The following is a 14,434-nucleotide window of genomic DNA, read 5'->3' on the forward strand; positions in this document are numbered from 1 at the left end:
GCGCTCGGACGGAAGCTTCACAGTCACGGTTCAGGAGAACCCAGCCCCAGTGCAGTCTTGCCCGGAGTTGTAGGCTCTGATCAATCGCGCCGGCCGGGGCGAATTGAGGAATCGATCACCACATCCGCGCTCGTCATGGCAGCCGCGATAAGCCTGAGTGGCTGCGGCGGCTCCAACCAGGCAGGCACCTCCGCACCGCCCGCGAACACGTCCTCGTCAGGCCCGGCCCTGACTCCGGCGGCCAAGGCCTACACCAACGACGAACTCACCTCAATCGTCGCCGGGCTCAAGGATGCTCAGGGGCAGCCCCTGACTGTTGTCCCGGCAGCGCAAATCGATCAGGGGCTGATAGCAGCCCGGGAACTGCTCAAAACCGCGGTCATCACCCCAAAGGCTTGCGGCGTGCTGGCCGACAACAACAGCCAGGTACCCGACGGCAGCACCTACGCGGCAGGCGCAAGCCTGGCAGCGAAGGCCAAAACGGCAACGGTCGTGACCGTTTTCGCTGTCAAGGACCCTGCGGTGATGACGACGCAGTTTGAGAAGAGCGCGGTGGCGCTCCAAGAGTGCTCCAAGTTCACGATCGAATTGAAGGGGCAGAAAATCACCAGTGACATGAAGCCGCTTGAGGCGGCTGTGAAGGCCGATAAGTCCACCAGCGCTCTGACCATCCAGACCCTTCCCAAGGGACAGAAACAGGCCTTGGTCACCGTCACCGGAATCAAGGGAACCCTGGCTGCCACGGTGGCGAAAACCGGTCCCGTCGGGGCGGTCACTGCCGCGTCCGCACCCGAACTGGCCAAGCTCGTGAACGCTGCCCTCGACGCAGGCTGACGATCGGATCGTGCCTAGCGTTGTGACCGCAGGGCCTGGCGCCGCAGCCGTGCCGCCGTGCCGTCGGGCAGCCGCTTCGTGGCCAGGCGGTAGAAATACAGGACGGCGACGGCGGCTGCCACGATGCCGCCCAGGTTTACCAGGAGCTGCAGGGCAGAGCCCGCCGCCTTGGGGAATTCACCGAGGACGAGGGCGACGGCAACATAGCCTGCGGCCGGAACCGTTGTGACTGAAATGAAGACGCCGATTAAGGCGGCTGAACGCCGGCTGATCACCGACAGCATTCCGGCCGCGCCCGCAAGTACTGCCACGATCAGGGAGAACGGCCCCGGATGATAGATGAACTCGGCGGCCGAAGCGTTGTCCAGAGCATCCCGGGAAAACAGCCCGAGAGGCAGGGCCAGCCACGTGACCAGAGCCGTGGTGAGCATGGCCGCCGGGAACCCGACGGCCAGGGCAAGGGCAGCCCGCCGGCCCAGCCGCCACTTGCGCCGGACCAGTGCAACGGCCAGGGCGGCAAGCGGGCCGAACTCCGGCCCCACGGCCATAGCGCCCACAATCGCGATGGTGGAGTCCGTCACAATACCAATCGCCGCGAGCAGCGTGGCGAGCACCAGAAACGCAAGATAGCTCCAGCTGAGCCGGGAGTCTTCGCCGGTCTGTCTGGCGACTTCGTCCCAGACCACGGAATCGGCGCCTTCGCCGGGGGCGGTTTCCTCGGCCTTGTCTGCCCGGTCCGAAAGGACCAGTTCCGGGGTTGAAACAGCGATGGACCCTGCTTCCTGGACATTCAGGGCCTGGAGTTTCTCCATCAGCTCCTCGACCGCCTCCCTTGCAATCTGGACCACGATGACATCCCCGGGCGGGAGCAAGGAGGCGCCGCGGTGCAGGGCAACTTCGGCCGCACCGGGCTGCTGCCTGCAACTGTCGGCCACGAGCTTCGACAGCCCGGCCGGCACGCAAACACGCATCTGTACGATCACCGCGCACTCCTTTCGCCTGCTGCAAGACTAGCCACGCCGGGGCCGTCGTTTGGCCCAGAAGATCACGAAACGGTAACATGGATGTTTTGTGCCGCGGCTTTGAGGGGTTGTTTGTGTCAGTAGCGAGAACGACGGACCAGCAGGGCCAGGATTCGGGCCAGCTGCCGAGGGCTGCCCAGGTCAAGGCAAAACCGGGCTACCGCCCCGAGGTCCAGGGGCTCCGAGCCCTCGCCGTGCTCATGGTGGTCACCTACCATGTCTGGCTTGGACGTGTCTCCGGCGGCGTGGACATCTTCCTGCTGATCTCCGCCTTCCTGCTCACGCTGTCCTTCGTGCGAAAAGTGGAAAGCGGCAAACCGCTGCGGCTGGTGAGCCACTGGCTGCACCTCTTTAAGCGTTTGATTCCCGCCGCCGTCGTGGTGATCCTCGGCGTCCTTGCGGGCACTTGGCTGGTCATCCCGCAGAGCCGCTGGCCCGACGTCCTCAATGAAGCTTGGGCGTCCCTGCTGTACCGGCAGAACTGGCTGCTGGCGGATACCGCGGTGGACTACTACGCCCAGAACCACGCAGGCGCCAGCCCGCTGCAGCACTTCTGGTCCCTGTCCATCCAGGGCCAGGTGTTCATCCTGTGGCCGCTCATCTTCGCCGCCTCCGCCCTCGTGTGGCGGCTCCTCAAGAGCCGGCGGAACGTCAGCTACCGGCTCGTCGTGCTGGTGGCTTTCACCGGCATCTTCATTGCCTCCCTCATCTTCTCGATCGACCAGACAGCCACAAACCAGGCCTACGCCTACTTCGACACGAGGACCAGGCTCTGGGAGTTCGCGCTGGGCTCCCTGCTGGCTCTGTCCCTGCCCTACCTGAAACCCGGAAAGATCCTCCGCGTCGTGCTTGGCTGGGGCGGTCTCGTGGGGATGATCTCCTGCGGCCTGATCCTGACGGTGGACAGGTCCTTTCCGGGCTTCATCGCGCTGTGGCCCACCCTGTCCGCCGCTGCCATCATCGTGGCCGGCCAGAGCGGCAGCCGGTTTGGCGTGGACCGGGTCCTGAGCTCAAAGCCCCTCGTTGCCCTCGGGGACAACTCCTACGCCCTGTACCTCTGGCACTGGCCCGTCCTGGTACTTGCCCTGGCCGGCACCGGCATCGAAAAGCCCAACCTCGTCCAGGGCCTCGCCATCGTCGGCGCCTCCGTTGTGCTGGCTGTGCTGACTACCCGTTTCGTGGAAAAGCCGCTGCGGGAATGGCACTGGCCGCAACTGCGGGCCTGGCGCACCGCCGTCGTCATCGTTGCCTGCGGTGCCCTGCTGGCCGGACCGGTGGCCCTCTGGCAGACGAGGCTGACGGCGGACGAGGCGGCCGCCGCCGCCCAGCCCCGCGAACTGACCCCCGGCGCTGCGGCGCTGGCACCGGAAAACGCCGGCAAGCCCACGCCGGAAGCCACCGTCATTCCGGCGCCCGCGGCCATGAAGAACGAATGGGCGGACATCGACGGCCTGTGCACGGACCAGAATGTTCCCAGCGATCCGCTGCTGGCGGGATGCCTGCAGAACAGCAGGCCGGACGTGGTAAAGAAACGGATCGTCGTGCTGGGTGATTCGCACGCCCAGCAGTACATGGCCGCGCTGGGACCCATCGCCAAGGAGCACGGCTGGGAGGTCGTTACCCTCCTGAAAGGCAACTGCCGCTTCGGAGCCGAAACGCCCGACCGTGACGCCGAGTGCAACGCCTTCAACAAGGCCAGCGCTGCCTACGTGATGGAACACAAGCCGGATGCCGTGTTCACCGTGGCCTCCCTGACCCACAAGGAAGCGCCCTTCGAAACCGAGGTGCCGGGTTACCTGGCCGGCATCAAGCCGTTCACGGACGCCGGCATGGACGTGGTGGGCATCCGCGACAACCCCCGCTTCGCCGTCAACATGCCCGAATGCGTGCAGAAATTCGGTGCCGAGGCGCCAGAGTGCAACGCCCCGCTGGGCGAGTCGCTCGCCGCGTCATCGCCGCTGGACGCCTACCGCGGCAAGGTGAAGGGCCTGCACCTGATGGACATGAGCGACTTCATCTGCGCCGACGGCATCTGCCCGGCCGTCGTCGGCAACGTGTACGTTTACAAGGACGACAACCACCTCACTAAAACGTACGTGCAGTCAATGATTCCCATGTTTGAGAAGCGGCTGCTCGCCACCACCGGCTGGAGATAGCGGCACTGTGGCACCGGCGGCCGCCGCCGCCGAGTGCCATTGCTCACAATGCCGTCCCGGAATATGGGGATCGCCGCCGAGGTTCTAGAATTTATTCAACACTTCTGCACAGGCCAGTCCCGTAATGACGGGCTGGTCATTAGCTGCAACCCCTACCCGTGAACCCATAACCAAGGTAAGAGGCGCACTCATGACCCAGCCCGAACACAACCCCTTCGGCTTCATTGGCCTGACGTATGACGACGTCCTGCTGCTTCCCGGCCACACGGACGTCATCCCGTCCGACGCCGACACCTCCTCCCGGATCTCCAAGCGGATCACGGTCCAGACCCCGCTGCTGTCCGCCGCGATGGACACCGTCACGGAATCCCGGATGGCCATCGCCATGGCACGCCAGGGCGGCCTCGGCGTGGTGCACCGCAACCTCTCCATCGATGACCAGGCCGACCAGGTGGACCGCGTGAAGCGCAGCGAGTCCGGGATGATCACCAACCCGCTGACCATCCGCCCCGAGGCCACGCTGGAGGAACTCGACGAGCTGTGTGCGCAGTACCGGGTTTCCGGGCTTCCGGTGGTCGACGACGGCAACCGCCTCCTCGGCATTGTCACCAACCGCGACACCCGCTTCGTGCCGGAATCGGACTTCCCGATCCGCCTGGTCAGCGACGTCATGACCAAGATGCCGCTGGTCACCGGCCACGTCGGAATCAGCCGCGACGAGGCCTCGCACAAGCTGGCCACCAACAAGATCGAGAAGCTGCCGCTCGTGGACGAGCAGGGCCGGCTCAGGGGGCTCATCACCACCAAGGACTTCACCAAGGCCGAGCAGTACCCGCTCGCCACGAAGGACGACGAAGGCCGGCTTCGCGTCGGCGCCGCCATCGGCTTCTTCGGTGACGGCTGGGAACGCGCCATGAAGCTCGTGGACGCGGGCGTGGACGCCCTCTTCGTGGACACCGCCAACGGGCACTCCCAAGGCGTGCTGGACATGATCCGCCGCCTGAAGTCGGACCCCGTGGCCGCGCACGTGGACATCATTGGCGGCCAGGCGGCCACCCGTGAAGGCGCGCAGGCCCTCATCGACGCCGGCGCAGACGGCATCAAGGTGGGCGTGGGCCCGGGCTCCATCTGCACCACCCGCGTGGTGGCCGGCGTGGGCGTTCCCCAGATCACCGCCATCTACGAGTCCGCCAAGGCAGCCATTCCGGCCGGCGTTCCGCTGATCGCCGACGGCGGCCTCCAGTACTCGGGCGACATCGGCAAGGCGCTGGTCGCCGGCGCCGACACGGTGATGCTCGGCTCGCTGCTGGCCGGCTGCGACGAGTCCCCGGGCGAGCTGATCTTCGTCAACGGCAAGCAGTTCAAGAGCTACCGCGGCATGGGCTCCCTGGGCGCAATGCAGTCGCGCGGCAAGAACACGTCCTATTCCAAGGACCGCTACTTCCAGGCCGATGTTTCCGGTGACGACAAGCTCATCCCGGAGGGCATCGAAGGCCGCGTGGCCTACCGCGGCCCGCTGGCTTCCGTGGCCTACCAGCTTGTGGGCGGCCTCCGCCAGACCATGTTCTACGTGGGCTCCCCGACCATTCCCGAGCTGAAGTCCCGCGGCAAGTTCGTGCGGATCACTCCGGCCGGCCTGAAGGAATCCCACCCGCACGACATCCAGATGACGGTCGAGGCGCCCAACTACGGTTCCCGCTGACCTACCGCCGCCGGTTGGGCCCCCAGCTCAACCGGCGGAGCTCTGCCGGACTAGGCTGAAGCTATGTCCGAGCTCCTCCCCGCCCGCCAGCCCCGGCGCAAGCTCGCGCTCAGGCCCTATGCCCGCGCCGTGGCGCAGGTGTTGCGGGTCAGTTTCCGGGCCTCGCCGGCGGCCGTGGTCATGAAGGTCGCGGGCTCGCTGATCTCGGCGCTGCTGCCCCTCGTAACCACCTACTTCGCGGCATTGACCACCACGGCATTGGCGGCGGCCTACTCCGGGGATACCGCGGCGGGCCAGCAGGCGATCGTCTACGTCATTGTCACCGCCGCACTGGGACTCTTCTGGGGCGGCTTCAGCAGCGTGGACCGCTACATCCAGCAGCTCATGAGCTTCAAGGTGGGCGCCATCGTGGGTGACCTCATGTACGAGCGGTTCCTCGCCCTGGAATTCTGGCGGTACGACGACAAAGAAACGGTGGACCTCTACGACCGGGCCAAGAGGTTCTCCGATTCCTATGCCAGGGTGCTGGACCGGATTGCCGCAATCTTCACGCAGCTGGTCTCCGTGCTCCTGGCCATTGGTGCCCTCCTGCTGGTCAGCTGGTGGATCGCCGTGATCGTCCTGGTCGCCATCGTGCCCAGCGTGTACCTGCAGTTCAAACTCTCCCGTGAACAGATTGCGCACTGGAATACCCAGGTGGACTCCCGCCGGCAGCGCCGGATGATCGAGACCAACCTCCTGCGCCCGCAGCACATCGCCGAAATGCGCCTGTACGGGATCGTGGGCTACCTCATGGGCCTCCGCTCGCGTCTGCGCGACGCGGACGAGCGCCGCAGGCTCGACTTCCAGAAGCGCTACATCCCCAAGCAGCTCGCAGCGGACGCCCTGCAGTACGGTGCGGAAGTTGTGTCCCTGATCTGGGTGGTGGGCCAGATCATCGCGCGCGCCCAGCCCGTGGGCCAGTTCCTGTATGTGCAGCAGATCGTCAGCCGTGCGCTGTCCACCGCCAACAACCTCGTGTCCTCCCTGAGCTCCATCGACGAGGACCTCGCCAACCTCAAGGACTACGAACTGTTCATGGCGCTGCCGGTGCACTCCGACCATTCGCCGCCGGTGCTGTCCGCACCGAAAATGGTTGAACTGCGCGATCTCCGGTTCACCTACACCGGAAGCGACCTCGAAGTTATCAAGGGCATCTCGATGACCATCCGGGAGGGGCAGCACGTGGCCATCGTGGGGGAGAACGGCGCGGGCAAGTCCACCCTGATCCGCATCCTCGCCGGACTCTACCGCCCCGATTCGGGGCAGGTACTGCTCGACGGCGTCGACCTCGCCGCGGTCGACGTCACCTCCTGGCACCGCCACCTGGCAGTGCTCAGCCAGGAATTCCTGAAATACGAGTTCGCCACGGCGGCGGAAAACATCTTCTTCGGAGACGTCGATTCGGCCCGCGACGACCGCCGGATCAGCCGGGCGGCGGGGGACGCCGAAGCGCTGGACTTCATCAACCGGCTTCCCAACGGCCTGGACAACCACGTCAGCAACTGGATGGAGGATCCGCGGGGACGGAAGGGCAGCGGCCTCTCCGGCGGCCAGTGGCAGCGGCTGGCCATGGCCAGGAACTTCTACCGGAACGCATCCTTCATGGTGATGGACGAGCCCACGTCGGCCATCGACGCCCTTGCCGAACACCGCATCTTTACGCGGCTCTTCGCCGACCGCAGCAGCACCATCATCGCCATCAGCCATCGGCTGGCCACCATCGAGAAGGCGGACGTCGTCTACATGCTGGAGGACGGCCGGATCGTGGAACAGGGAACCCACAAGGAGCTCGTGGCCCTGCGCGGCCGCTACTTCAGGATGTTCGAGTCCCAGCTGAGCGTAGATGAAGGAGTCTGACGGCTTCGGGCACAGAGGTAGCCCGAAGTCGGGTGGGGTGACAGGCGGCTTTTCCGCTTACCAGCGGGTAACCGAGCGCAAACCTAAAGCTATTTTCACATCATGTAAATGGTTGACGGTATGTGTCAAAAGCGTGTGAACTGTCGGTTATTCTTTGTCTTGGATTCGCCCTCGACGGGCGTCATCCGTCACTACCTGCAGGGTCAAGTAAAGTGGTCACGTGACTTACGAGATTGAGATTGGCCGTGGCAAGCGTGGGCGTCGTGCCTACTCCCTGGATGACATCGCGATCGTCCCCAACCGTCGCACGCGTGACCCCAAGGACGTTTCCGTCTCGTGGCAGATCGATGCCTACCAGTTCGACATGCCGGTCATCGCGGCGCCGATGGACTCCGCCATGTCGCCGGCGACGGCAATCTCGCTGGGGCGGCTCGGCGGTCTCGGCGTCCTTGACCTGGAAGGCCTCTGGACCCGTTATGAGGACCCCCAGTCGGTCCTGGACCAGATCGCTGCCCTCGAAGACGAAACCAACAGCCCCGCCGTCACCCGCAGGATGCAGGAGCTCTACCAGGCACCCATTCAGCCCGAGCTGATCACCTCCCGGCTGGCTGAAATCCGGGCTGCCGGCGTCACAGTGGCCGGCTCCCTGACGCCCCAGCGCACGCAGGAACACTACAAAACCGTGGTGGCTGCCGGCGTCGACATCTTTATCATCCGCGGAACTACCGTGTCCGCCGAGCATGTCTCAAAAGACCACGAGCCGCTGAACCTCAAGCAGTTCATCTATGAACTCGACGTGCCGGTGATCGTGGGCGGCGCTGCCGGCTACACCCCCGCACTGCACCTGATGCGGACAGGCGCTGCCGGCGTCCTGGTCGGGTTTGGCGGCGGGGCCACCACCACCACGCGCCGCGCGCTGGGCATCCATTCGCCCATGGCGTCGGCCATTTCCGACGTCGCCGCCGCCCGCCGGGACTACATGGACGAGTCCGGCGGACGGTACGCCCATGTCATTGCCGACGGCGGCATGGGCGCCTCGGGCGACATCGTCAAGGCGATCGCCATGGGCGCTGACGCCGTCATGCTTGGCAGTGCGCTGGCCCGGGCGGAAGAGGCACCGGGCAAGGGCTGGCACTGGGGCCAGGAGGCCCACCACCTGGAGTCCCCCCGCGGCGACAGGGTCAACGTCGGCACGGTGGGACCGCTCAAGGAGGTCCTCTTCGGGCCGGGCCACCACACCAACGGCACCTCCAACCTGATTGGCGCACTGCGCCGCTCCATGGCCACCACCGGCTATTCGGACCTTAAGGAGTTCCAGCGGGTCGACGTCGTGGTGTCGCCGTACGCCGGCAACTGACGCTTCCGCCTTCCTCCCGTGCCCTGCCCATCGGCAGAGGTAAGAAGTACTCTTTGAACTACGACGTTCGATGAGGATGGAGGCGTATCATGATCAGTTTTGCTGGTGGTTCGGCCGTGCCCAAGGGCGCCCTGGGACCGGAGGCGAGGGAAGCCTCCCTCGCCGCGCTCAAGGCCACCACGGAGCCGGGCAAGGAGCTTGACATCCTCATCGTCGGCGGCGGAATCGTGGGCTGTGGTGCTGCGCTCGACGCCATCACCAGGGGACTGAGCGTCGGCATAGTGGAAGCAAGCGACTGGGCGGCCGGCACCTCTTCCCGTTCCTCCAAGCTCATCCACGGCGGACTCCGCTACCTGGAGATGCTGGACTTCGGGCTGGTCAAGGAGGCGCTGCAGGAACGCGGCCTGCTTCTCTCGGAGCTGGCGCCGCACCTCGCGCGGCCGGTCCCGTTTCTCTATCCGCTGCACAAGCCGTTTTTTGAGCGGCCCTACATCGGGGCGGGCATCGCGCTGTACGACCTCATGTCCATCTCCGGCGGCCACAAGCGCGGGGTTCCGTTCCATAAGCACCTGACGCGGCGCGGCACCCTGCGGGCGGCGCCCAGCCTGAAGGACGATGCCTTCGTTGGATCCATCCGGTACTACGACGGGCAGGTGGACGATGCCAAGTACGTGGCCAACCTCGTCCGTACCGCCGCCCACTACGGGGCCCACGCCGTCAACCAGATGGCGGTGGTGGATTTCCTCCGGGAGGGGGAACGCGTGGTGGGTGCCAAGGTGGTCAACCACGAGGACGGGTCCGCCTTCAAAATCAGGGCCAAGCAGGTCATCAATGCCACCGGGGTCTGGACGGACGAGACACAGGCCATGGTCACGGACCGCGGCCAGCTCAAGGTCCGCGCCTCCAAAGGCATACACCTCGTGGTGCCCAGGGACCGGTTCCAATCAACCGTCGGCCTCATTTTGCGGACCGAGAAGTCCGTACTGTTCGTCATTCCCTGGGGCCGGCACTGGATCATTGGAACCACTGACACTGACTGGCACCTGGACAAGGCCCATCCGGCGGCATCCAGCAAGGACATCGACTACCTGCTGGAACACGTGAACAAGGTCCTCAAGAGGCCCCTTACCCGGGAGGACGTCGAGGGCGTGTACGCCGGTCTCCGCCCGCTGCTGGCGGGGGAGAATGACTCCACCGCCAAGCTGTCCCGCGAGCACGTGGTGGCCCATCCGGTGCCTGGGCTCGTCGTGGTGGCCGGGGGCAAGTGGACCACGTACCGGGTCATGGCCAAGGACGCCGTGGACGAAGCCACCCGGAGCATGGACGAACGCGTGCCCCCGAGCTGCACGGAAACAATCCCGCTCCTGGGCGCCAGCGGATTCAAAGCAGCCTGGAACCGCCGCAACCGGACGGCGGAGGAGAGCGGCGTGCACGTGGCCCGCGTGGAGCACCTGCTCAACCGCTACGGGTCCATGACGTCCGAAGTGCTGGCCCTTATCCGCGAGAACCCTGAGCTTGCAGAGCCCCTGCCCGGGGCAGACGACTACCTGCAGGCCGAGGCCGTCTACGCGGCAACCCACGAAGGCGCCCGTCATGTGCACGACGTCCTGACCCGTCGAACCCGCATTTCCATCGAATCGTGGGACCGCGGTGTGTCGGCCGTACCGGTAGTCGCTAAGCTTATGGGAGAAATTCTTGGCTGGAGCGATGCGCAGCGGGAAAGCGAAATCAAGCATTACCTGGCGCGGGTGGAGGCCGAAAGGCTCAGTCAGCAGCAGCCGGACGACGAGTCCGCAGACGCTGCTCGCCTGGGCGTGGAGGACATCGTCCCGCTGCGCTGAGATCGCAATCCGCCGCGGAAGAGGCGCTCGGCCTCACTGAAGGGACACCACTTTGGCGGAACCACTGGACCGTTACGATGCGGAGCTCACCACACCGGAAATGGTGATTCTGGAGATGGACGCAACGGACAAACTGGATGCATCGATGCAGCTTGCCCGCAAGCTGTACGACGCCGGCCGCATCTCCGACCTCGACGGCTTCCTGAAGCACGTCAACGCGCGGGAGCACCAGCTGGCTACCGGGTTGCCCGGGGGAGTGGGACTGCCTCACGCCCGCAGCGAATTTGTGTCACGGACCTCCATCGCCGTGGGCATCACCAAGTACGGGAAAGCCCTCGACTTCGGCGCTGCCGACGGCCCGGCAACCGTGGTGCTCCTGATCGCCACTCCCGCGAGCTCCTTCTCGGACCACCTCGAGGTGCTGGCCACCCTCGCCAGGTCCTTGTCCAAGGAATCCTTCCGTGAGTCCCTGCGCCGGGCGTATGACGCCGAAGTGATCGCGGAACTGATCAACTCGAGCCTGGTCTTCTTCGACCACTGAAACCTGTGGAACCACCAGCCGTTTCGTTGTTCTACACGCGGACGAAGTACGGTTAAGGGGTGTGGAAAACAGCCCTCAAGCCCCGGTGGATCGCAGGCCTCGTTTTTGCGATCGTCCTTTCCGGTGTGTTTGTGCTGCTCAGCCAGTGGCAGTTCGGCAGGTCCACGACGCCCGAGGTGCCGGTCAATCCGACCACCGAGGAAGTCAAGGACCTCACCGGCACGCTGAAACCCGGCGAATTCTTCCGCGGTTCGGTGGCCGACCAGATGGTCACCGCCACCGGCACCTATGATCCCGCCAAGCAGGTCCTCGTTCCGGGCCGACTTAAGGGCGGCAAGACCGGATACTGGGTGGTTGCGGCCTTCGCCGTCACCGACGCCCCGGTGCTCAAGGGCACGGCAGCGTCCCCGAAAACCTGGATACCGGTGGCGCGCGGATGGATTGCCGATCCCGCGGAAGCGGGCGCCCCGCCGTCGGGCACCATCCGGCTGACCGGGCGGCTCCTGCCGTCCGAGGCGCCGGTGCCCAATATTGCCCCCGCACCGGGTCAGGCCTCCGCGGTGTCGGTCGCGGAACTGATCAACGTCTGGAACGTCAGCAGCTACCCGGCTTTCGTTTCCGCCACTGCCGAGCTTTCCGGAACGTCCGACGTCGGTGCTGCCGCCGCCGCCGGCGGCCTCGAGCCGCTCAGCATCGGCGCCCAGCCCCCGCCGGCAAAGATCAATTGGCTCAATCTTTTTTATTCCGTGGAATGGATTGTCTTCGCCGGTTTCGCCCTCTTCATCTGGTGGCGGCTGGTCAAGGACGACCACCAGCGGCGCCTTGAGGACGAGCTTGATGACCAGCACGAACAGTCCCAAGGCGGACAGACCCATCACGACCAGACCCAACAAAAGGTACAGCCATGATTGAACCCAAGCCTGCCATCCAGCCGCAGCCATCGAATTCAGCGGGCGCGGGGGCGAAGAAGCGACGTTTCGGCGGCACGCAGGCGCAGATCCGTTCTGCCCTGAAGTTCTACAAGGTCATGGCCTACCTCACCGGTGCCATGCTGCTGCTGCTCTGCTCGGAACTGGTGGCCCGCTACGCCTTCGGCCAGTACCTGTTCGCGGGCGGAACGGACGCAGTGACCGGCGAGCCGTTCGGGTTCGGGTTTGCGGACGCGGAGCCCAAGGGTGTGCTCGGCGGCGTCAACGTATCGGTGACGGTGCTGATTGTTCACGGCTGGATGTACGTGGTGTACCTCATGTCCAACTTCCGGCTCTGGACGCTCATGCGCTGGCCGTTCGCCAAGATGGTCCTGCTGGCGCTCGGCGGGGTGGTCCCTTTCCTGTCCTTCATCGTGGAGAAGAAGTTCCACGCCGAGGTGGAGGCCGAACTCGCCGCCAACCCGGAGGCGGCAAGCCGCTACTAGGCTGCCGTTGACGTTTCGTGCGTCACAGCAGGGCCCCTTAAGGTGCGTGCGGGTGACCGTGCAAAGTAGTCTAGGACGGTGACTACTCCCACTGCATCCCAGACTTCCCAGAAGCCGGTGCTGGTTGTTGACTACGGTGCCCAGTACGCGCAGCTGATTGCCCGCCGCGTCCGGGAAGCGAATGTGTATTCGGAAGTGGTTCCGCATACCTACACCACCGAGCAGCTCCTGGCCAAGAACCCTGCCGCCATCATCCTTTCCGGCGGGCCTTCCAGCGTCTACGCCGACGGCGCGCCGAGTGTCGGCGCCGACCTCTTCGAGGCAGGCGTCCCGGTCTTCGGCATCTGCTACGGCTTCCAGGCGATGGCCAACGCGCTGGGCGGGAAGGTCGACAAGACCGGTCTGCGCGAGTACGGCTCCACCCAGACCACCATCCTTGGCGAGGGCCGCTCCGTGCTTGAGGGGATGCCGCAGCACCAGAACACGTGGATGAGCCACGGCGACTCTGTGCACGAGGCACCGGAAGGCTTCGAAGTGCTGGCCACCACCGCCGGCGCCGAGGTTGCAGCCTTCGCGAACGAGGAAAAGTGCCTCTACGGCGTGCAGTGGCACCCGGAGGTCAAGCACTCCGCCTACGGCCAGCAGGTCCTCGAGAACTTCCTGTTCAAGGGCGCCAAGCTGGAACCGAACTGGACCACGGGCAACATCCTCGAGGAACAGGTGGACCGGATCCGCAAGCAGATCGGCGACGCCCGGGTCATCTGCGGCCTCTCCGGCGGCGTGGACTCGGCAGTCGCTGCCGCCCTCGTCCAGCGCGCCGTCGGCGACCAGCTGACCTGCGTGTTCGTGGACCATGGGCTGCTGCGCGAAGGCGAAGCCGAACAGGTGGAACGCGACTTCGTGGCCGCCACCGGCGTCAAGCTCTACGTGGCCAACGAGCAGGAGCGCTTCCAGTCGGCCCTGGCCGGCGTCAGCGATCCGGAGACCAAGCGCAAGATCATCGGCCGCGAATTCATCCGCGCGTTCGAAGAAGCCGAGCTTGCCATCATCGCCGAAGCTGCCGCGCACGGCGAAAAGATCAAGTTCCTCGTGCAGGGAACCCTGTACCCGGACGTCGTCGAATCCGGTGGCGGCGAGGGTGCGGCGAACATCAAGAGCCACCACAACGTGGGCGGGCTGCCTGAGGACCTGCAGTTCGAGCTGGTCGAGCCGCTGCGCGCCCTGTTCAAGGACGAGGTCCGCGCCGTTGGTGCACAGCTGGGCCTGCCGCAGGAAATCGTGGGCCGCCAGCCCTTCCCCGGCCCCGGCCTCGGGATCCGGATCGTCGGCGAGGTCACCAAGGAACGCCTCGACCTGCTGCGCAAGGCGGACGCCATTGCCCGCGCCGAGCTGACCGCTGCCGGCCTCGACAACGACGTCTGGCAGATGCCCGTCGTGCTGCTCGCGGACGTCCGCAGCGTGGGAGTCCAGGGCGACGGCCGGACCTACGGGCACCCCATCGTGCTGCGTCCCGTCTCCTCCGAGGACGCCATGACGGCCGACTGGTCACGCCTGCCGTACGATCTGCTGGCCCGGATTTCGAACCGGATCACGAACGAAGTCGACGGTGTCAACCGGGTGGTGCTGGACGTCACCAGCAAGCCGCCGGGAACCATCGAGTGGGAATAG

The 14,434-nt window shown here is 65.6% G+C and carries 11 protein-coding genes; 10 read left to right on the forward strand and 1 reads right to left on the reverse strand.

All coding sequences use genetic code 11. From position 1 onward, the window contains the following. Nucleotides 1-135 precede the first annotated feature (135 nt). The gene (locus AC1DD3_RS00110) at nt 136-834 is read left to right on the forward strand and encodes a hypothetical protein (protein ID WP_476880723.1); all 699 of its coding nucleotides are present in this window, start codon (nt 136-138) and stop codon (nt 832-834) included. A 14-nt stretch (nt 835-848) separates the two neighbouring features. On the opposite strand, the gene AC1DD3_RS00115 is transcribed toward AC1DD3_RS00110, so the two are convergent. Further along, nucleotides 849-1,817 carry a DUF389 domain-containing protein gene (locus AC1DD3_RS00115; protein ID WP_476880724.1) on the reverse strand — a complete coding sequence of 323 codons (969 nt, stop codon included), beginning with the start codon at nt 1,815-1,817 and terminating at the stop codon, nt 849-851. A 161-nt stretch (nt 1,818-1,978) separates the two neighbouring features. On the opposite strand from AC1DD3_RS00115, the gene AC1DD3_RS00120 reads away from it, so the two are divergent. The 9 genes from AC1DD3_RS00120 to guaA all read left to right on the forward strand — a co-directional run bounded on the left by AC1DD3_RS00120 (nt 1,979) and on the right by guaA (nt 14,434). Continuing rightward, nucleotides 1,979-4,012 carry an acyltransferase family protein gene (locus AC1DD3_RS00120; RefSeq protein ID WP_476880852.1) on the forward strand — a complete coding sequence of 678 codons (2,034 nt, stop codon included), beginning with the start codon at nt 1,979-1,981 and terminating at the stop codon, nt 4,010-4,012. Between the two features lie 190 nt (nt 4,013-4,202). Next, entirely contained in the window at nt 4,203-5,714 is a 1,512-nt protein-coding gene (guaB, locus tag AC1DD3_RS00125) for an IMP dehydrogenase (RefSeq protein WP_230118630.1), read from the forward strand. A 63-nt stretch (nt 5,715-5,777) separates the two neighbouring features. Then, complete coding sequence (locus tag AC1DD3_RS00130; protein ID WP_230118631.1) at nt 5,778-7,613, forward strand: ABC transporter ATP-binding protein; 1,836 nt, start codon at nt 5,778-5,780, stop codon at nt 7,611-7,613. Nucleotides 7,614-7,833: 220 nt separating this feature from the next. Beyond that, nucleotides 7,834-8,970, forward strand: coding sequence for a GuaB3 family IMP dehydrogenase-related protein (locus tag AC1DD3_RS00135; protein ID WP_230118632.1), 1,137 nt, complete (start codon nt 7,834-7,836; stop codon nt 8,968-8,970). Between the two features lie 89 nt (nt 8,971-9,059). Beyond that, the gene (locus AC1DD3_RS00140) at nt 9,060-10,811 is read left to right on the forward strand and encodes a glycerol-3-phosphate dehydrogenase/oxidase (protein WP_230118633.1); all 1,752 of its coding nucleotides are present in this window, start codon (nt 9,060-9,062) and stop codon (nt 10,809-10,811) included. A gap of 52 nt (nt 10,812-10,863) precedes the next feature. Then, nucleotides 10,864-11,352, forward strand: a complete 489-nt coding sequence (locus tag AC1DD3_RS00145; RefSeq protein ID WP_230118634.1) for a PTS sugar transporter subunit IIA — start codon at nt 10,864-10,866, stop codon at nt 11,350-11,352. 59 nt (nt 11,353-11,411) lie between these two features. Then, a complete protein-coding gene (locus AC1DD3_RS00150) occupies nt 11,412-12,260 on the forward strand; it encodes an SURF1 family protein (protein WP_476880725.1) in 849 nt (282 codons plus the stop codon). Beyond that, entirely contained in the window at nt 12,257-12,766 is a 510-nt protein-coding gene (locus AC1DD3_RS00155) for a DUF3817 domain-containing protein (protein ID WP_230118636.1), read from the forward strand. The genes AC1DD3_RS00150 and AC1DD3_RS00155 overlap by 4 nt, the downstream gene beginning before the upstream one ends. Nucleotides 12,767-12,844: 78 nt before the next feature. Then, nucleotides 12,845-14,434: a glutamine-hydrolyzing GMP synthase gene (guaA, locus tag AC1DD3_RS00160; protein WP_230118637.1), complete on the forward strand. Its 1,590-nt coding sequence runs from the start codon at nt 12,845-12,847 to the stop codon at nt 14,432-14,434.

The sequence above is a fragment of the Arthrobacter sp. 05T444 genome (assembly GCF_056395905.1).

What these genes read in the sequence shown, in the direction of transcription:
- AC1DD3_RS00110 (WP_476880723.1), top strand. Translation starts at nt 136, where the DNA reads ATGGCAGCCGCGATAAGCCTGAGTGGCTGCGGCGGCTCCAACCAGGCA.
- guaB (WP_230118630.1), top strand. Translation starts at nt 4,203, where the DNA reads ATGACCCAGCCCGAACACAACCCCTTCGGCTTCATTGGCCTGACGTAT.
- AC1DD3_RS00130 (WP_230118631.1), top strand. Translation starts at nt 5,778, where the DNA reads ATGTCCGAGCTCCTCCCCGCCCGCCAGCCCCGGCGCAAGCTCGCGCTC.
- AC1DD3_RS00140 (WP_230118633.1), top strand. Translation starts at nt 9,060, where the DNA reads ATGATCAGTTTTGCTGGTGGTTCGGCCGTGCCCAAGGGCGCCCTGGGA.
- AC1DD3_RS00155 (WP_230118636.1), top strand. Translation starts at nt 12,257, where the DNA reads ATGATTGAACCCAAGCCTGCCATCCAGCCGCAGCCATCGAATTCAGCG.